Annotated in this window: 17 protein-coding genes and 1 pseudogene; 5 read left to right on the top strand and 13 right to left on the bottom strand. The window is 71.8% G+C overall.

What is annotated here, in order from left to right; all coding sequences use genetic code 11:
* Window positions 1-95: 95 nt before the first annotated feature.
* The gene (locus tag A4A78_RS13410; RefSeq protein ID WP_062950125.1) at window positions 96-668 is read left to right on the top strand and encodes a hypothetical protein; all 573 of its coding nucleotides are present in this window, start codon (window positions 96-98) and stop codon (window positions 666-668) included.
* A gap of 88 nt (window positions 669-756) precedes the next feature.
* On the opposite strand, the gene smpB is transcribed toward A4A78_RS13410, so the two are convergent.
* From smpB to A4A78_RS13345, 13 genes and pseudogenes are all read right to left on the bottom strand, one after another.
* Window positions 757-1,263, bottom strand: a complete 507-nt coding sequence (smpB, locus tag A4A78_RS13405) for an SsrA-binding protein SmpB (protein WP_053917651.1) — start codon at window positions 1,261-1,263, stop codon at window positions 757-759.
* Window positions 1,264-1,394: 131 nt separating this feature from the next.
* On the bottom strand, window positions 1,395-2,714 hold the full coding sequence (locus A4A78_RS13400; protein WP_062950123.1) for a murein hydrolase activator EnvC: 1,320 nt from the start codon (window positions 2,712-2,714) through the stop codon (window positions 1,395-1,397).
* Between the two features lie 2 nt (window positions 2,715-2,716).
* Window positions 2,717-3,634: a permease-like cell division protein FtsX gene (gene ftsX, locus A4A78_RS13395; RefSeq protein ID WP_062950121.1), complete on the bottom strand. Its 918-nt coding sequence runs from the start codon at window positions 3,632-3,634 to the stop codon at window positions 2,717-2,719.
* The gene (ftsE, locus tag A4A78_RS13390) at window positions 3,631-4,662 is read right to left on the bottom strand and encodes a cell division ATP-binding protein FtsE (protein ID WP_062950119.1); all 1,032 of its coding nucleotides are present in this window, start codon (window positions 4,660-4,662) and stop codon (window positions 3,631-3,633) included. Before ftsE ends, ftsX begins: the two co-directional genes overlap by 4 nt.
* A 183-nt stretch (window positions 4,663-4,845) precedes the next feature.
* Window positions 4,846-5,961: a peptide chain release factor 2 gene (gene prfB / locus A4A78_RS13385; RefSeq protein WP_062950117.1), complete on the bottom strand. Its 1,116-nt coding sequence runs from the start codon at window positions 5,959-5,961 to the stop codon at window positions 4,846-4,848.
* An 11-nt stretch (window positions 5,962-5,972) separates the two neighbouring features.
* Window positions 5,973-7,124 (bottom strand): glycerate kinase, encoded by a 1,152-nt coding sequence (locus A4A78_RS13380; protein ID WP_062950115.1) that lies wholly within the window; start codon window positions 7,122-7,124, stop codon window positions 5,973-5,975.
* 221 nt (window positions 7,125-7,345) lie between these two features.
* Window positions 7,346-7,753 (bottom strand): pilus assembly protein TadG-related protein, encoded by a 408-nt coding sequence (locus tag A4A78_RS13375; protein ID WP_231881050.1) that lies wholly within the window; start codon window positions 7,751-7,753, stop codon window positions 7,346-7,348.
* A 128-nt stretch (window positions 7,754-7,881) separates the two neighbouring features.
* Entirely contained in the window at window positions 7,882-8,361 is a 480-nt protein-coding gene (locus A4A78_RS13370) for a TadE/TadG family type IV pilus assembly protein (RefSeq protein WP_062950111.1), read from the bottom strand.
* Window positions 8,355-8,699, bottom strand: a complete 345-nt coding sequence (locus tag A4A78_RS13365) for a TadE/TadG family type IV pilus assembly protein (protein WP_082835339.1) — start codon at window positions 8,697-8,699, stop codon at window positions 8,355-8,357. The genes A4A78_RS13370 and A4A78_RS13365 overlap by 7 nt, the downstream gene beginning before the upstream one ends.
* Before the next feature lie 178 nt (window positions 8,700-8,877).
* Complete coding sequence (locus tag A4A78_RS13360) at window positions 8,878-9,147, bottom strand: hypothetical protein (protein ID WP_010549768.1); 270 nt, start codon at window positions 9,145-9,147, stop codon at window positions 8,878-8,880.
* 167 nt (window positions 9,148-9,314) lie between these two features.
* Window positions 9,315-10,253: a type II secretion system F family protein gene (locus A4A78_RS13355; protein ID WP_062950110.1), complete on the bottom strand. Its 939-nt coding sequence runs from the start codon at window positions 10,251-10,253 to the stop codon at window positions 9,315-9,317.
* Complete coding sequence (locus tag A4A78_RS18185) at window positions 10,250-10,795, bottom strand: type II secretion system F family protein (protein ID WP_231881062.1); 546 nt, start codon at window positions 10,793-10,795, stop codon at window positions 10,250-10,252. Before A4A78_RS18185 ends, A4A78_RS13355 begins: the two co-directional genes overlap by 4 nt.
* A gap of 323 nt (window positions 10,796-11,118) precedes the next feature.
* Window positions 11,119-12,355: pseudogene (locus tag A4A78_RS13345) on the bottom strand (CpaF family protein).
* Window positions 12,356-12,552: 197 nt separating this feature from the next.
* Between A4A78_RS13345 and A4A78_RS13340 the strand changes: the two are divergent.
* The 4 genes from A4A78_RS13340 to A4A78_RS13325 all read left to right on the top strand — a co-directional run bounded on the left by A4A78_RS13340 (window position 12,553) and on the right by A4A78_RS13325 (window position 16,666).
* Window positions 12,553-13,716, top strand: coding sequence for a YihY/virulence factor BrkB family protein (locus A4A78_RS13340; protein WP_062950107.1), 1,164 nt, complete (start codon window positions 12,553-12,555; stop codon window positions 13,714-13,716).
* A 1-nt stretch (window position 13,717) separates the two neighbouring features.
* Window positions 13,718-14,464 carry an SOS response-associated peptidase gene (locus tag A4A78_RS13335; protein WP_062950105.1) on the top strand — a complete coding sequence of 249 codons (747 nt, stop codon included), beginning with the start codon at window positions 13,718-13,720 and terminating at the stop codon, window positions 14,462-14,464.
* 130 nt (window positions 14,465-14,594) lie between these two features.
* Window positions 14,595-15,980 carry a sensor histidine kinase gene (locus A4A78_RS13330; RefSeq protein WP_062950103.1) on the top strand — a complete coding sequence of 462 codons (1,386 nt, stop codon included), beginning with the start codon at window positions 14,595-14,597 and terminating at the stop codon, window positions 15,978-15,980.
* Window positions 15,977-16,666 carry a response regulator transcription factor gene (locus A4A78_RS13325; RefSeq protein WP_062950101.1) on the top strand — a complete coding sequence of 230 codons (690 nt, stop codon included), beginning with the start codon at window positions 15,977-15,979 and terminating at the stop codon, window positions 16,664-16,666. The genes A4A78_RS13330 and A4A78_RS13325 overlap by 4 nt, the downstream gene beginning before the upstream one ends.
* Window positions 16,667-16,687 lie beyond the last annotated feature (21 nt).

Below are 16,687 nucleotides of genomic sequence, written 5' to 3'. Positions count from 1 at the left end.
GAAGTCCGCTCCTCGCCAGGATCGCTTCGCCCGCTTCATGGCGCGTGCGCCACGGAGCCTGGACCATGGGCCGCGCCGGCGGGGAGGATGGGACGATGAGCAGCTTCGAGGCCGCCGGCACGCGCATCAGCATCGATCCCGAGACGCTGCGCGAGATCGTGCTGGACCCTGCGGCGCTGGCCGAGTGGTGCGCGGAGCACCCCACCGATCCGCGAGCCGTGGCGTTCCTGCGGATGCTGGGGAGGCTGGACGAGGCGGCGATCGCGGGCAGGCAGGCGCTCGAGGCGCCGGGGCTCTCCCCCGTGATGCGGGCCGTCCGTCGCACCCGGTACGCGCACGTGCTGCAGTGGCAGGGCGCCTTCGTCGCGGCGGAGGAGCAGCTGGACCTCGCCGCCGAGGAGACGGGGCTGGAGGATCCCACCTCCCCCTCGTCCCTCTCGGCGCTCGCCTCCGTGTTCCAGCACCGGGCGAAGTGTCGGTTCGAGCACGCCCTCGCCGAGCAGCGCGACCAGCGACCGCGGGCGGCGGGGAGGCTGTGGGAGGCGGCGCTCGAGGATGCGCAGCGGGCGCTGTACATGAGGGAGCGGCTCGGCGTCGCCGCCGAGGACGTCATCGAGTCCAGCCGGCAGACGGTGCGCCGCCTGGAGCGGCGCGACCTGGACGGCTGACCGGCCGCCGGCTGACGGACCGACCGACCGATCGATCGACCCGTCCGCATCGCGGAGACGTCGGCCGTTCAGTGGGTGAGCGCGGGGCTCAGGCGAGCTCGCGGTGGCGCATGGCGCGCTGCGCCTCGCGCAGATCCTGCTTCTCGCGCAGGGTCTGGCGCTTGTCCCATTCCTTCTTGCCGCGGGCCAGGCCGATCTTGACCTTGGCGTGGGAGCCGAGGAAGTACATCTCCAGCGGCACGATCGTGAAGCCCTTCTCGCGGGACTTGCTGGCGAGCTTCTCGATCTCCTGCTTGTGCATGAGCAGCTTGCGCTTGCGGCGGGCGGCGTGATTGGTCCAGGTGCCCTTGACGTACGGGGCGATGTGGGCGTTGTCCATCCACACCTCGCCGGCGTCGACGTAGCAGTAGCCGTCGATCAGGGACGCTCCCCGGTCACGCAGCGACTTCACCTCGGTGCCGGTCAGGACGATGCCGGCCTCCCAGGTCTGGTCGATGAAGTAGTCGTGCAGCGCCCGCTTGTTCGAGGCGATGAGCTTCTTCTGGGGTCCCTCGTTCGCGGCGGCCTTCTTCTTGTCGGCCTTCTTCGCGGACATGGGTCCTCCTTCTCTCCGTCTCCGGATGCTGCACTGGTGATCGCGGCCGCGATCGGACGTCCCAGCGTACGCCGTGGCCGCGCAGGATCGCGACCGGTTTCTCCGCGGGCGCACTCCCGGACAGGTGCGGGTCAGAGGAACTTCGCGGGGTTGACCGCGTTGCCGTCCTCGTGTGTCTCGAAGTGGAGGTGGCAGCCCGTGGAGGACCCGGTGGTGCCCACGTAGCCGACGGTCTCCCCCGCCGAGACCTGCGCCCCGACCGGCTTCGCGAAGCCCTGCAGGTGGTGGTAGGAAGTCGTGACCAGGCGGCCGTTCATGATGCCGTGGCTGACGATGAGCTTGTTGCCCGCGCCGCTGTTGTAGGTGCGGGCGATGACGCGACCGGAATGCGCGGCACCGACGGGCACGCCGCAGGCGACGGGGAAGTCCACCCCGGCGTGCAGCTTCTTCGTGCCGTAGATGGGGTGCACCCGCCAGCCGAAGTTCGAGTTCAGGCGCGCGTTGACGGGGTAGACCCAGCCGCCGCCGGTGTTCGCGGAGCCTGCCACCGGGGCGCTGCCGCCGCTGCTCTTCTGCTGCTGCTGGGCCTTCAGCTTCTCCTCGCGCTCGCGCTCCTGCTTGGCGAGCTCCTCGATCTCGTCGTCGAGGGTGGTGCTGCGGGTCTCGAGGGTCTTCTGGTCGCCCTCGTACTTCGTCTTCTTCGCCTCGAGGTCGTCGCGCTGGGTCTTCTGCGTCTCGTACAGGGCGTCGAGCTCGTTCTTCGCCTCGGTCGCCTCCTCCTCGGCGACACGGGTGCGCTCGAGCGCTTCCTCCGCATCGATCTTGAGCTGCTTGATCTCCTCGCGCACGGCCGTCAGGCGCTCGGCGGAGTTCTCGGTGACGGACTGGTCCGTGCGCAGCGAGTCCAGGCGGGTGCCCTGGGAGGCCATCGTCAGGCGGTAGTTCATCGAGCGGTCCACCGCGTCCTGCGGGGAGCTGTTGCCGACGTACACCGACGAGGGGCTGGGCATCCCGCCGCCCTTGTAGGCGGACAGCGCGACCGTGGCGAGCTCGTCGTCGCTGCGGTCGACCTCCTCCTGGCCGGTCTCGACCTCGCCCGAGAGGCGGCGCTCCTCCTCCTCGGCCTCGGTGAGGCGCTCGCCGACCTTCCGGTCCTCCTCCTGCGCCTCGCCGAGCGCGACCCGTGCGTCCTCGAGGTCCTGCTGGGCCTGCGGGATCAGCAGCTCGGTCTCCGCGAGCGCGAGATAGGTGTCGGCGAGATCGTCGTTGACGTCGTTGAGCTCGATGCGGAGGTCCTCGAGCTGCTGGTCGACCTCCGCGCGCTCGGCGATCTTGTCGTCCTTGCTGCCCTCGGCGGAGGCCGGGGAGACGGGGCCGGTGAGCATGCCCGCGGCCAGGATCGCGGCGGCGGCGAGGAGGCTCAGGGGGCGGCGCAGACTTCTGGAGGACATGCTCACACCTTCAGGTAGCGGTTGAGGGAGACCACCGACGAGGCGATCGACAGCACGGCGCCGAGCACGACCAGCAGGGGTGCGGCCCAGACGAGATCCGCGGTGGAGACCGTGATCAGCTGCTCGCCGAGGGTCGGTGCGAGCCAGCCCTGGACGAGATGGTTCAGGCCCAGCCACAGCATCCCCGAGGCGATCAGGCCGCCGATGATCGCAGCGACCGCTCCTTCGAGCAGGAAGGGCAGACGGATGAAGAGATTCGAGGCGCCCACCAGTCGCATGATCGCGATCTCGCGGCGCCGGCCGGCGACCGACATGCGGATCGTGGTGGCGACCAGCAGCACCGCGGCCACGAGCATCAGCACCGCGAGCCCGAGCGCGAAGAGCGTGGACTGGTTCAGCACGTCGATGAAGGGGGCGAAGGTGCTGAGCAGGTCCGTGACCTCGTCCACGCCGTCGCGGCCCTGGAAGAACTCGACCACGGCGGCGGAGTCGTCGGCGTCGCTGAGGGTGATGTGGAAGGAGACCGGCATGTCCTCGGCGGTGAAGTTCGAGACGAAGGACTCGCCGGCGAACTGCTCCTGGTAGATCGCGAGCGCCTCCTCCTGGTCGCGCTCCTCGACGGAGGCGATGTACGGGGAGAGGACCTCGCCCTCGAGCGCCTCGCGGACCGAGTCGATCTGGGCGTCGGTCGCGGCGCCGCCGGCGCAGGAGGAGGCCGTCGAGTGCGGGGAGCACAGGAAGATCGTCACCTGGGACTGCTCGACCAGGGTGGACTTCATGTCCATGATCTGCTTCTGCATCAGCACGCCGGTGCCCACGAAGGTCAGCGACACGGCGGTGACGATCACGACGGAGACGACCATGGCGATGTTGCGCCACAGGCCGGTGAGGATCTCGCCGAGGATGTAGCGGGCCCTCATCGCAGCTCCTCCTGGTCCTGGTCGAAGTCGCCGGTGAAGTCCTCGGACTCGCGCACCCGGCGGGCCTCGCGCTCGTCGATCAGGTCCTCCTCCAGCACGTCCCGCGGGGCAGGTCGCTCCTCGGCCGACGGGTCGGTTTCGGCGTCGGCGGTGCCGCGACCGTCGACCTCGACGGAGCGGTCGGCTGCGGCGGCTCCACCATGCTCCTCGGTGCTCTCGAGCTCGGCGGCGGGCGACTCGGGCGCCCCGTCCCAGTCGGCGATGAGCTCCTCGTCGTCCAGGGGGTGCTCCTCGCGGTGGGTGGAGTCATCGGGCAGGTTCCCGGAGATCACGCTGACCGGGGCGGGGGTCTCGTAGCCGCCCTGCTCCTCGTCGCGCACCACCTTGCCGCCGACCATCTCCACGACGCGGCGGCGCATGCGGTCCACGGCGGCGCGGTCATGGGTGGCCATCACGACGGTGGTGCCGCGCTCGTTGATCTCGGCGAGCAGGTCCAGGATGCCCTCGGCGGTGGCGGGGTCGAGGTTGCCGGTGGGCTCGTCGGCCAGCAGGATCGAGGGGCGGTTGACGTAGGCGCGCGCGATCGCGACGCGCTGCTGCTCGCCGCCGGAGAGCTCGTGCGGGAGCCGCTTGCCCTTGTCCTCCAGGCCCACCATCTCCAGCATCTCGGGGACCAGGCGGCGCACCACCTTGCGGGGCGTGCCGATCACAGCGAGCGCGAACTCGATGTTCTGGTAGGCGGTCTTCGAGGGCAGCAGCCGGAAGTCCTGGAACACCATGCCGATGTCGCGGCGCAGCGCCGGCACCTTCCAGGACGGGATCCGGGAGAGGTCCTTGCCGGCGACGTAGACGGTGCCGCGGGTGGGGGCGACCTCCTTGAGCACCATCCTCATCAGGGTCGACTTGCCCGAGCCGGAGGCACCGACCAGGAACACGAACTCCCCGCGGGTGAACTCGATGTCGAGGTTCTCCACCGCGGGGTGCTGGCCACGCATGTACGTCTTGGTGACGTCGTCGAAACGGATCACTGCTGCCTGTCACATCAGGGGGAAAGTCTGGCGCTCCCAGCGTAGGGGCGCACGGTCGTGTTTCCACGGCGCTGTGGACAGGGGTCGGGTCAAAACCTGGTCAAACCCGGGGTGGATCAGGTCACTCAGTACTGCGCCGTCCTGACTGATCTCCTACCGGCTCATCCCTCGCCAGCACGTCGATCAGTCCTGCGACTTGCCCTGCTCGGCGCGCCAGCGGATGCCCGCGTCGATGAAGCCGCTGATCTCGCCGTCGAAGACGGAGGAGGGATTGCCCTCCTGGTACTCGGTGCGCAGGTCCTTCACCATCTGGTACGGGTTCAGCACGTAGGAGCGCATCTGGTCGCCCCAGGACGCCTTGACGTCGCCGGCGAGCTCCTTGCGCTCAGCGGCCTCCTCGGCCTTCTTCAGCAGCAGCAGACGGGACTGCATGACGCGCAGCGCCGCGGCGCGGTTCTGGATCTGGGACTTCTCGTCCTGCATCGACACGACGGTGCCGGTGGGCAGGTGGGTCATGCGCACCGCCGAGTCGGTGGTGTTCACCGACTGGCCGCCCGGGCCGGAGGAGCGGAAGACGTCGATCTTCAGGTCGTTCTCGGGGATCTCGATGTGGTCGGTCGACTCGATCAGCGGGATCACCTCGACCGCGGCGAAGGAGGTCTGGCGGCGGCCCTGGTTGTCGAAGGGGCTGATGCGCACCAGGCGGTGGGTGCCGCCCTCGACGGAGAGGGTGCCGTAGGCGAAGGGGCCGGCGACCTCGAAGGTCACCGACTTCAGCCCCGCCTCCTCGGCGTAGGAGGTGTCCATGACCTTGGTGGTGTAGCCGTTGTTCTCGGCCCAGCGCAGGTACATGCGCATGAGCATCTCGGCGAAGTCCGCCGCGTCCACGCCGCCGGCGCCGGCGCGGATCGTGATCACGGCGTCGCGCTCGTCGTACTCGCCCGAGAGGAGGGTGCGCACCTCGAGCTCGTCGAGGGTCTTGTGGATGCTGACCACCTCCGCCTCGGCCTCGGCGAGGGTGTCGGGGTCGTCCTCCTCGGCGGCGAGCTCGACCATCACCTCGAGGTCCTCGATCCGGGAGGCGAGCTCGGAGATGCGGCGCCGCTCGGACTGGGCGTGGGAAAGCGCGGAGGAGACCTTCTGGGCGTTCTCGACGTCGTCCCAGAGGTCCTGGGCGGAGGCCTGCTTCTCCAGGTCCGCGATCTTCGCGTCGAGGGCGTCGACGTCCGTCACCTGCTCGATCGAGGACAGGGTCGAGCGGAGCCGGGGGATCTCTTCGGAGAAGTCGATGGAAGCCACGATCCGGGAGTCTACGGCAGAGGGCTCGATGCGGCCCGGGAGTCGCCGAGGAGAGCGGGCAGGGCGCGTCCCATCTCACGACCCACCTCCTCCAGCAGCGCCTCGCCGCGCGAGATCGCGTCGGGCACGTCGGCGGCGCGGGAGACGAGGTCGAAGGCCTGGTCGATCCCGGCGGAGGCGAGCTCCTGCTGATCGAGGGTGACGGCGCCGGCGACGGCGAGGACGGGCAGTCCGGCTGCGGCGGCGCGGCGGGCGACCTCGGCGGGGCCCTTGCCCTGGAGGGTCTGGACGTCGAGCTTCCCCTCCCCCGTCACCACGAGGTTCGTGGCGGCGAGGCGGGCGTCGAAATCGGCGAGCTCGAGGACGACGTCGGCGCCGGAGCGCTGGGTCGCGCCGAGCAGGAGCAGGGCGTAGCCGACGCCGCCGGCGGCACCGGCGCCCTCGGCGCGGGCCGCCTGACCGCTGGGGTCAAGCAGGGCCGCGGCGGCGGCGAGGGTCCGGTCGGCGGCGGTCACGGCCTCCGGTCCGAGGCCCTTCTGCGGGCCGTAGACGGCGGCCGCCCCGTCGGCGCCGAGCAGGGGGTTGGCGACGTCGTTCGCGGCGGTCAGCGAGGCGCCCTCGAGGGCGGCGAGGGCCGGAGCGAGGTCGACGCTCGCCAGGGCCTCCAGACCGGCGAGGCCGGGGGCGATGTCCTCGCCGTCGGCGGTGAGCAGGCGCGCGCCGAGGGCCTGCAGGAGTCCGGCGCCGGCGTCGGTGGAGGCGCTGCCGCCGAGGCCGACGACGATCTCGCGGGCTCCGGCGCGGACCGCGGCGAGGATGAGCTCGCCGAGGCCGCGGGAGGAGGCATCGCGCGGGGCGAGCTCCTCGCCGGGCAGCGCCTTCAGGCCGACGGCGTCGGCGAGCTCGAGCACGGCAGTGCTGCCCTCGAGCGCCCAGACCGTCTCGCGCGGCTCGCCCGTCGGGCCGGTGACCGTGGCGGGCTGCGCCGTGGCGCCGGCGGCGAGGGCCGCATCGACCGTGCCGTCGCCGCCGTCGGCGATAGGGCAGGCGGTGATCTCGGCGTCCGGGGCCGTGGCGGTGATTCCGCGGGTCAGGGCGGCGACGACCTCGGCGGCGGTGAGGGAGCCCTTGAACTTGTCGGGGGCGAGGAGGAGGCGGGTCATGCGGTGCTCGCGATCTGCTCGACGGTGAGCGACGGGTGGGACATGGCGACGGCTCGTGCGGCGGTGGCGGACGTCATGGCGCTGGCCTGGATCCTACGGATGTGGAGTGGTGTCTGCTCCCCTGCCCGCGACTCGGACCCCCGATGACGCGGTCGAGCCGATGGCATGGCCGACCAGGCGGCGCGGTGGAGGCACCGGCACGGACCGGACGGCGGCGGCTGTCACCGCGCCCGGGCCTCGCCGAGCACGGTCAGCGGGATCTGGGTGCCGGTGCCGCGGGTGAACCAGCCGACCAGCGGAGGGTTCGTGCGGGCGGCGAGGATGACGTGGGCAGTTCCGTCGGCGTCGACCGTGACCTCCTGGATGTGGATGTCCTCGGTGCTGGTGGTGTCGTAGGGATAGGTGCGCAGGTGCTCCTCGGCGGCGTCGCGGGCGGAGCCGGTGTGGATCGCGGGGCCGTCCCCGTCGGAGTAGATCCGGGCGGGATCCACGGCCTGGGAGGCGGCGAGCGCGGCGCTGTCGGCGGCGTGCTGGAGGCCGTTGCGCTCCAGCTGCACTCCGGTGATCGAGGTGCCGACGGCGATCACCATGAGGATCACGACGAGCACCCCGGTGGTCAGGATCGTCATCGAGCCGCGCGCGTCCGTACACCGCTCTCGCAGGGTCGCGACCGGCCGACCGACGCCCGCGGCGAGCGGGGTGGCGGCCGCGCGGAGCAGGTTGGGGCGGCGGCGCCGCTCCTGCGCGTGCCCGGACCTCACAGGTCCGCCCGGTACTGGTCGACGGGCACCGCGTGGGAGGCGCCGACCGCGACGGGTCCGGTCTCCCCGAGGATCGGCCCCAGGCCCGGCACGGGGACGGGGATCCGCACCCGTGCGGTGACGACTCCTCCCGCGGTCGCGCAGGGGTCCTCGCTGCAGCTGAGCTCGACGACGTCTCCCGATGGGAGGCCATGGTCCTCGAGGACCAGCTCCATGTGGCGGGAGGCGCGGGCGGCGGCGAGGTCGGGGTCGGGCTCGGTCGCGTGGATGCGCGCGGCGTCGCGGGCGATCGTGTCGGCGGCGAAGGCGGCGGCCTGCACGTTGCCGAGGGTGAGCACGAGATAGAGGGTCGGGATCAGCAGCGCCGCGGCCAGCACCACGAACTCGACCAGGGCATTGCCCTGCTCGTCCTCGAGCCGGTGCCGGAGCCCGCCCGGAGCGGCGGGGAGCAGGAGGCGACGGAGCCCTCTCACCATGCCTCCTCGTCCACGGCCCTGCCCTCGACGCTCAGCGCGCCGGCGGGACCGATCAGCCCCACGAGCGGGAGGGTCGCGTCGACCTGCACACGGATGGTCCCGTCGTCCTCCTGCACGGCAGTGGCCTCGGCCTTGAGTCCCCGTCTGAAGCGTTCGTCGACGAGCTGCTGCGCCCGCTGGGCGCCGTCCTGCGGGGTCGATCCGGCGAGCGCGGCATGGTGCGCTCCCTGCACGGCGGCGTCGACCAGAGTGTTGCGGGTGTGGACGATCAGCGCCGCCTGGATGACCAGCAGCGCGATCATCACGATCAGCACCGCGACCATCGGGAACTCGGCCACGGCCGCCCCGTCGTCCTCCCGCAGCCCCGCCGCGAGCCGCCGTTCCCCTCGTCGTCCCCGCTCTGCAGGGCCCCGGGCGGGCAGGCCGGGAGCCTGCACCGCCGCGGTCGCGGCAGTGCAGTGGCGGGGTGGGGCCGGGCGGCGCATCAGCAGGGCGGTTCGCAGGGGACGGGAGCGGTCAGAGGCTGCCGCCGAGGAAGGGCGCCATCGCGTTCTCGAAGATCTGCACGATCTGGTCGGAGGCGACGGCCCAGAGCGCGACGACGATCCCCGCGGTCATGAGGGTGATCAGCACCCAGCCGGGGACGTCGCCCTGCTCCGAGGCCAGACGGGCAAGGAGGCGGCTGCGCAGCCCGGCGCGCTGCCGGATGCGGTCTGACGTGCCGGGCTGGGCGAGGCGGTGGCGCGGTCGCATGCGGGTGTGGAGTCGGGTGCGGTGGACAGTCATGTCGGCCTCCTCGGCGGACGGGTCCGGGTCAGAGCCCGGGCGGGTGCGGATCGGAGCGGTCGGGGTCGGAGGGACGGAGGGCTGAGCGATGACGGACAGGGTCGGGGACCGCGACGACGTCGCCTTCGCGGGCGATGTCGTCATCGGGTGCGGGGCCGGGTGCGCGCTCACAGCGAGATCTCCAGCACGGCGAGACCGGGGAAGATGGCGAAGAGGATCACCAGTGGCAGCACGAAGAACACCACCGGCACGAGCATTGCTATTTCCCGCTGCCCGGCCATCTCCATGAGGTCGCGCTTGGCGTTCTCGCGGGCGTCCTGCGCCTGGGCGCGGAGCACCTCGGCGAGCGGGGTGCCGCGCTCGATCGCGATCGAGACGCCCTCCCCGAACCGGCTGAGGGACTCCAGCGGGGTGCGCGCCCCGAGCGAGGCGAGGGCCTGCGAGACGCTCGATCCGGACCGGATGTCGGCGATTGTGGCGGCGAACTCGTCGGGCAGCGCGCCCGTGGAGGTCCGTGCCACCCTCTCCATCGCCGCGATCGGGCTCTCGCCCGCGGCGACGGCGAGGGCGAGCAGGTCCGCGACGGTCGGGAACTCGCGCGACATCCGCGCGGCGCGACGCTTGATCTCCACGCCCAGCAGGTAGTCGCGCAGCAGCACTCCGAGCAGCGCGCCGAGCGCGACGATGAACAGCCCCAGCACCGCGCTCGCATCCCGCAGCACGATCGCCGCGACGGCAAGGACGATCCCGAGCACGAGGCCGACGGCCCCGAAGACGACCTGCTCGATGCGGAAGGAGTCGGCGGAGGTGCGCCGGCCGGCAAGGCGCAGGCGCCGCTCAAGCTGGTCGGCGCCGCCGGTGAGCCGTTCGAGCAGGCCCAGCCCGCGCGCCGCGACCGGGCCGAAGAGGTTCTCCACGACGATGCGGACCCGGCTCCTGCTGGTCGGCGCCGCGAACAGCGAGGAGGTCCGGGAGCGGCGGAGGTAGGGGTCCACGCGCCGGCCGAGGTCCCGTGTGCGCAGCCAGGGCAGCTGGGCGGCGAGGAGGTAGAGGCCGGTGCCGAGCATGAGGCCCAGCAGAATCCCGGCGAGCAGGGACATGCTCATCGCAGCACCCTCTCGTCCTGCGGCAGCTGCGCGATTATCAGCATCACCCGGTAGGCGATCAGCGAGACCACGCCCCCGACCACCACCAGGACCATCCCGGCCGCGGAGTCGTAGGCCTGCGCGGCCTCGGGCCGCGTCGACATCAGCGCGAGCACGATCCACGGTGCGACGAGGGCGAGGCGGGCGGCGTTCACGGTCCAGGACTGGCGGGCCTCGAGCTCGGCGCGGGTGCGGGAGTCCTCCCGCAGGAACGCCGAGAGGGTGCGCAGGAGCGAGCCGAGGTCCGTGCCGCCGACGTCCCGGGTGATCCGCAGCGCCTCCACGATCCGGTCGCCGACGGGATCGGCGAGGCGCACCTTGAGCCGGTCGAGGCAGGCGGCGAAGTCGCCGCTGGCCTGGTAGTCCAGGGCGAACTCGGAGAACGCGGGCCGCAGCTCCTCGGGGCCCTTCCGGCTCAGCTGCACGAGCGCCTCGGGCAGGGAGAGTCCGGCGCGGATGGCGGAGTTGATGTGGTCGACCGCCTCGGGCCACACCTCCCGCATCGCGGTGGTGCGCCGTCGCGCCGCCGAGCGCAGCACGATCACCGGCAGGACCGAGCACAGCAGCCCGATCGTCAGCGCCGGGACGAGCGCGCTGGAGATCGCCCACAGCGCGGCGGCGACCACGAGTCCCAGCCCGACGCTGAGTGCCGGCACGGCGGCGGGAGGCACCGAGTCCAGCCCCACCTTGATGAGGTCGTCGCGTAAGCGGTCCATCCCTCGAGAGAGACGGCCGGGGCGCGGGACGGTCCCCTCCTGCTCCCACAGCGACCACCAGATCGACAGCAGCCCGAGCCCGGCGACCAGGCCGAGGAACGCTCCGTCGGTCATGCCGCGCTCCTCCCGCCGAGCAGCTCGGCGAGATCGTGGCCCGCACGGGCGAAGCGCTCGGCATGAGGCGGATGTCCGTCCCCGCGGACCAGCCGGTCCCCGCGCAGAGAGAACACGTCGGTCACCTCGATGACCTCTTCCTCGACCCGCCCGCTGAGACCGACGATCTCGCGCACCCGTCGGCGCCCGTCGGCGCCCGTCGGCGAGGATGTCGAGGTGGACGACGAGGTCGATGGCGCTGGCGACCGTGGGGACGACGAAGCGGCTGGAGACGTTCTCCCCCGCCAGCAGCGGCAGAGTGCACAGCTTCGTCACCGCGTCCCGTGCGGAGTTCGCATGGATGCTGGCCAGGCCCGGCAGTCCGCTGTTGAGCGCGATCAGCATGTCCAGGGACTCGGCCTCGCGCACCTCGCCGACGATGATGCGGCTCGGCCGCATCCGCAGCGCCTCCTTCACGAGGCGGCGCATCGAGATCTCGCCGGTCCCCTCGAGGTTCGCCTGGCGGGTCTGCATGGCGACCACGTCCCGCAGGGCGAGGTTCAGCTCGAAGACCTCCTCGATGGTCACGACGCGCTCGCGCGCGCCCATCGACTGGGCCAGGCAGCGCAGGAAGGTCGTCTTCCCCGCACCGGTCGCACCGCTCGTGATGACGTTCAGCCCGGAGGCGATCGCGGCGTCGAGGAAGTCCGCGGCCTGCTGGGTGAGGGACCCGAGGGCGACCATGCCCTGCAGGTCGTGCGCGCGGGCGACGAACTTGCGGATGTTGATCGCCCAGTGCGTGCGGGTCACCGAGGGGATGACGACGTGCAGGCGCGACCCGTCCGGCAGCAGCGCGTCGACGAAGGGGCTGGACATGTCCAGGCGGCGGCCGCTGGAGACGAGCATCCGCTCGACGATCCCGCGGACCTCGTCGTCGGTCAGCACGATGGTGGTCAGCTCGCTGCGCCCGTTCCTCGCGACGAACACCTGGGAGGGCGAGTTCAGCCAGATCTCCTCCACGCCCGGGTCATCCAGCATCTCCTGGAGCGGGCCGAAGCCGCCGATCCTCGCGGCGACCTGCGCGACCATGGTGTCGTCGTCGTGCAGCACAGGCACCTCGCCCGACGACGAACGACGGTCGTAGTCGGCGACGACCTCCCGGATCAGCGGCTCGAGCTGATCGGCGTGTACGTCCAGGCCGCGGCGCCTGATCAGCTCCCGCGACTCGGCCTCGATGATGGTGGCGGCGTCCAACGTGTCCCCTCCCCTGCCCCTACCGCCCGGTCCCTCCACCGTGCGGCACTGTGACGCAGCTCGCGACACGCGTGCCACTCTAGGGCGGATCACCGCATGCCGCGCGGCCTATCCAGGGAATGTGGACAACTCTCCCCGCCCGCTCCCATGGCAGGATGACAACAGCCCACGAGCCGACTCTCACGCAGGAGCTCCCCATGGCCGAGACCACCAGCACGGGCCAGGACGCCCCGAAGCTGTCCCGCCCCACCCTGAAGTACATGGCCAAGCGCGTGATCGCCGAGTTCACGCACGACGGCGGCACCGACCAGGCCGCGAAGCTCACCTACTTCATGGTCCTCTCCATCGCGCCGACGCTGCTGGCGCTGTTCTCGCTGGCGACCCTGCTGCTCTCGGGTATCAAGGACCAGATCGCCGATCTCCTGGTCGACCTGATCAACCAGGCAGCCGGCGGCAGCGGCCTCGGCGCGGAGGATGCGATCGAGAGCACCGTCGACTCCCTCCTCGGCTCCGCGACCGGCGGCACGATCGCCCTGATCATCGGTATCGGCACGGCCCTGTGGTCGGCCTCGGCCTATGTGAAGGCCTACGGACGGGTCGCGAACCAGATCTACGAGGTCCCCGAGGGCCGCGGCCCCATCCGCATGAACGGCACGATGCTGCTGCTGACCCTCGCGATGATCCTCGGGATCCTGCTGGTGATGATCTCGGTGCTGCTGAACGCGTCCCTCGTCGAGGGGCTGCTGGGCCCGATCGCCTCGAGCATCGGGGCCCAGGGCGTGCTCACCTTCCTGCTGGACTCCTTCCTGCCGATCTGGGCCTGGGTGAAGTGGCCCGTGATCCTCGTGATCGCCTTCGCGCTGATCTCGCTGCTGTACTGGGGCGCGCCGAACATCGACAAGCCCTTCCGCTTCATCTCCCCCGGCGGCGTCTTCGCGATCCTCGGTATCGCCGTCGCGGCCGTGGCGCTGTCGATCTACATGGGCACCGTCGCCGGCTACTCCAGCTACGGCGCGATCGGCGGCATCATGGCCGTGCTGTTCGCGCTGTGGATCATCAACATCGTGATCATCCTCGGCGCCGAGGTCGACGCCGAGTACGAGCGGGCTCGCGAGCTCGAGGCCGGCAAGCCCGCCGAGGACTCCCTGGCGCTGCCGATGCGGGAGAGCGCCGGGGCGGAGAAGGCCGAGGAGAAGCGGGAGGCGATCGTCGACGAGGGCCGCGACATCCGCCTGCGGAACCTCCACCACGACTCCGGCGCCTACACCGGCGAGGACGCCCGCCTCACCCCGCGCCACGGCGTGCCCGTCGTCGACGACGAGACGGAGCCCGAGGGGAAGCCCTCCGGGAAGGACTCCTGAGATGTGCGGGCGCTTCGCCTTCTTCCAGGAGATCGATCCGCTGCTGGACGACCTGGGGGCCGTCGATCTCGAGGACCCGCGCCTGCGCTCGCGCTGGAACATCCCGCCGACCGCCCCGATCCACGTGGTCACCGAGTCGATCGACAAGGAGACCGGCGAGGTGCTCCGGGCGCTGCGGGTCGCCCGCTGGGGTCTGCTGCCGCCCTTCGCGAAGGACGAGTCCTTCTCCTCGCGCACCTTCAACGCCCGCCGCGAGACCCTCGGCGAGAAGCCCAGCTTCCGCGGCAGCCTCTCCCGCTACCGGGCGATCGTCCCGATGGACGGCTACTACGAGTGGGTGCGCGATGAGAAGGGCAAGCGCAAGCAGCCGTACTTCATCGCCCCGGCCGACGGCTCTCCCCTGTACATGGCGGCGCTGGTCTCCTGGTGGAAGGGCCCGGGCGGCCACGAGGGCCCGGCCGCGAGCGAGGACGGCGCCTTCCTGCTCTCGACCACGATCATCACCCGCGCGGCCACCGGCGATCTCGCAGGCATCCACGACCGCACCCCGGTGATGCTGCGCCGCGAGGAGGTCGATCCCTGGCTCGACACCGCGATGGACGACCGCCACGCCGCCCAGGACTGGATCCTCGACGACGCGCACCTGCTGGACGACGCGACGCTCGAGGTGCGCGAGGTCGATCCGGCCGTCGGCAAGGTCGGCAACGACGGCCCCGAGCTGCTCGAGGGACCGCAGACCCTGCTGTGACCGCGGCGTCACAGGGGCCGGACCACCCGACAGCGAGGGTCCGACGTGTGACGGGCCCCGCAGGCTCACGGCCCTTCCGTCCGACTGCGGTCTGACGCCGCGGCACCGCCCCGCCCGTACGCTCGTGGACATGACCGGTCCGTCTCCCTCCGTCCCGTCCCCGGAGCCCGCGCCCGCCCACCGGGCGGTCGCTGCGGGCCCCGCGGCGAGCTCCGGTGCGCGCGGAGGCCTGCGCGACCCGTTCCGATGGATCATCGAGAACCCCGGCACCGTCGACCTCATCGGCTTCGGCACGGCCGCTGCGCTCATGCTGCTCTTCGGCGTCGGCGCCGGGGGTGCGGGCTGGTGGATGCTGTTCTCGATCCCGATGGTGCTCGCGGGGGCGGTCTGCCGCACCCGCCCCCTGCTGGGCGTGATCGTGATCGGCGTGCTCGCCGTCTCCCACGTGCTGGTCGGCATCCCCGTCGTCGCGGGCGACGCGATGACCTTCTACGCCATGTTCTGCGCCGTCGCCTACGGCACCACCGCGGTGCACCTCATCGGCGTGGCCGCCGGGATGCTCGGGGTGTTCGTCCAGGCGACCTGGTTCGGGATCGTCGCGGCGTTCGGCGAGTACGGCGGCCTCGGCCAGGGGGCGATCACCTTTGTGGGTCTGGGCATCATCGGCACGATCACGATCATCGCGATCTGGGCCCTCGCCAACCTGCAGCGGGCCCGGGTGCGTCAGCTCGCCCTGACCCGCGACCGGGCCGAGCAGGCGGTGCGCGAGCGGGAGCAGCGCACCGCGCTCGCGGTTGCCGACGAGCGCGCCCGCATCGCCCGCGAGATGCACGACGTCGTGGCCCACTCCCTCTCCGTCATCATCGCCCAGGCCGACGGCGGGCGCTTCGTCGCCTCCCAGAAGCCGGAGAAGGCCGTCGAGGTGCTCGGCACCATCGGCGAGACCGGCCGCGCCGCGCTCGCCGACATGCGCTCCCTGCTGGGCGTGCTGCGTCAGGAGGACGAGACCAGCTTCGGTCCGCAGCCGGGCCCCGAGCAGCTGCCCGAGCTGCTCGAGCGCGTCCGCGCCGCGGGCCTCGAGGTCGACCTCGAGTCCGAAGGCTCCCTCGACCAGCTCCCCTCGTCGGTCGGCATGTCCGTGTTCCGCCTGGTGCAGGAGGCGCTGACCAACGTGCTCAAGCACGCCGGGCCCGTCGCGAGCGCCTCCCTGCGCCTGGTCCGCGGCGCCGAGGGCCTCCAAATCGAGGTCGTCGACGACGGCCAGGGCACCGATCCGACCTCCGACGGACTCGGCCACGGCCTGACCGGGATGCGGGAGCGGATGAGCGTGCTCGGCGGGACGCTGCAGGCCGGGCCGCTGCCCTCCCGCGGCTACCGTGTGCGGGCGACCGTGCCGCTACCCGCCGGCGACGGCACCTCCGCCGCCGCCGACGACCCCGCCTCCCCCTACACCACCACCGACCCCGGCACGTCCCCCGGCCCTGCGGCCGACGACCCTCGAGGAGAGACCCCATGACCGAGACCGCCGACCGTCCCCTGCGCGTCGCCCTGGTGGACGACCAGCCGCTGGTGCGCACCGGCTTCGCCATGGTCATCGACTCCCAGGACGACATGGAGGTCGTGCTGCAGGCCACGGACGGCGCCGAGGCCGTGCGCGAGCTGTCCGCCCGCAGCGTCGACGTGGTGCTGATGGACGTGCGGATGCCGAGGATGGACGGGATCGAGGCGACCTCGACGCTGCTGGAGCGGCTGCCCGTCGAGCGGGCCCCGAAGATCATCGTGCTGACCACCTTCGACCTCGACGAGTACGTGGTCGCCGCGATCCGCGCCGGGGCCAGCGGCTTCCTGCTCAAGGACGCCCAGCCCGAGGACCTCCTCGGCGCGATCCGCACGGTCCACCGCGGCGATGCGGTGATCGCCCCGTCGGCCACCCGCCGGCTCCTGGAGCGGGTGGTCTCCACCCCCGAGCCCGCCGAGCAGGACACCTCCGTGCTCGCGGACCTCACCGAGCGCGAGCGCGAGGTGCTCACCCTGATGGGACGGGGCCGCTCGAACCGGGAGATCGGCGCGCAGCTGTTCGTCGCCGAGGCGACGGTGAAGACCCATGTGGGGCGGGTGCTCGCCAAGCTCGGCGCCCGCGACCGGGTGCAGGCCGTGATCATCGCCTTCGAGACCGGGCTGGTCACCCCCGGCGAGCACTGATCCGCAGGCACCGCCGGGCCC

Origin of the sequence: Brachybacterium sp. sponge (assembly GCF_001613775.1) — a bacterium.
Classification (GTDB): Bacteria; Actinomycetota; Actinomycetes; order Actinomycetales; family Dermabacteraceae; genus Brachybacterium; species Brachybacterium conglomeratum.
The sequence above is the reverse complement of the archived record's forward strand: the minus strand, read 5'-3'. Positions and strand labels throughout refer to the sequence as shown.

Excerpts from the sequence above, each read along its gene's own strand:
- A4A78_RS13410 (WP_062950125.1), top strand. The coding sequence starts at position 96 with ATGAGCAGCTTCGAGGCCGCCGGCACGCGCATCAGCATCGATCCCGAG.
- smpB (WP_053917651.1), bottom strand. The coding sequence starts at position 1,263 with ATGTCCGCGAAGAAGGCCGACAAGAAGAAGGCCGCCGCGAACGAGGGA.
- A4A78_RS13400 (WP_062950123.1), bottom strand. The coding sequence starts at position 2,714 with ATGTCCTCCAGAAGTCTGCGCCGCCCCCTGAGCCTCCTCGCCGCCGCC.
- ftsX (WP_062950121.1), bottom strand. The coding sequence starts at position 3,634 with ATGAGGGCCCGCTACATCCTCGGCGAGATCCTCACCGGCCTGTGGCGC.
- A4A78_RS13380 (WP_062950115.1), bottom strand. The coding sequence starts at position 7,124 with ATGACCCGCCTCCTCCTCGCCCCCGACAAGTTCAAGGGCTCCCTCACC.
- A4A78_RS13375 (WP_231881050.1), bottom strand. The coding sequence starts at position 7,753 with ATGACGATCCTGACCACCGGGGTGCTCGTCGTGATCCTCATGGTGATC.
- A4A78_RS13370 (WP_062950111.1), bottom strand. The coding sequence starts at position 8,361 with ATGGTGAGAGGGCTCCGTCGCCTCCTGCTCCCCGCCGCTCCGGGCGGG.
- A4A78_RS13360 (WP_010549768.1), bottom strand. The coding sequence starts at position 9,147 with ATGACTGTCCACCGCACCCGACTCCACACCCGCATGCGACCGCGCCAC.
- A4A78_RS13355 (WP_062950110.1), bottom strand. The coding sequence starts at position 10,253 with ATGAGCATGTCCCTGCTCGCCGGGATTCTGCTGGGCCTCATGCTCGGC.
- A4A78_RS18185 (WP_231881062.1), bottom strand. The coding sequence starts at position 10,795 with ATGCGGGAGGTGTGGCCCGAGGCGGTCGACCACATCAACTCCGCCATC.
- A4A78_RS13340 (WP_062950107.1), top strand. The coding sequence starts at position 12,553 with ATGGCCGAGACCACCAGCACGGGCCAGGACGCCCCGAAGCTGTCCCGC.
- A4A78_RS13335 (WP_062950105.1), top strand. The coding sequence starts at position 13,718 with ATGTGCGGGCGCTTCGCCTTCTTCCAGGAGATCGATCCGCTGCTGGAC.
- A4A78_RS13330 (WP_062950103.1), top strand. The coding sequence starts at position 14,595 with ATGACCGGTCCGTCTCCCTCCGTCCCGTCCCCGGAGCCCGCGCCCGCC.
- A4A78_RS13325 (WP_062950101.1), top strand. The coding sequence starts at position 15,977 with ATGACCGAGACCGCCGACCGTCCCCTGCGCGTCGCCCTGGTGGACGAC.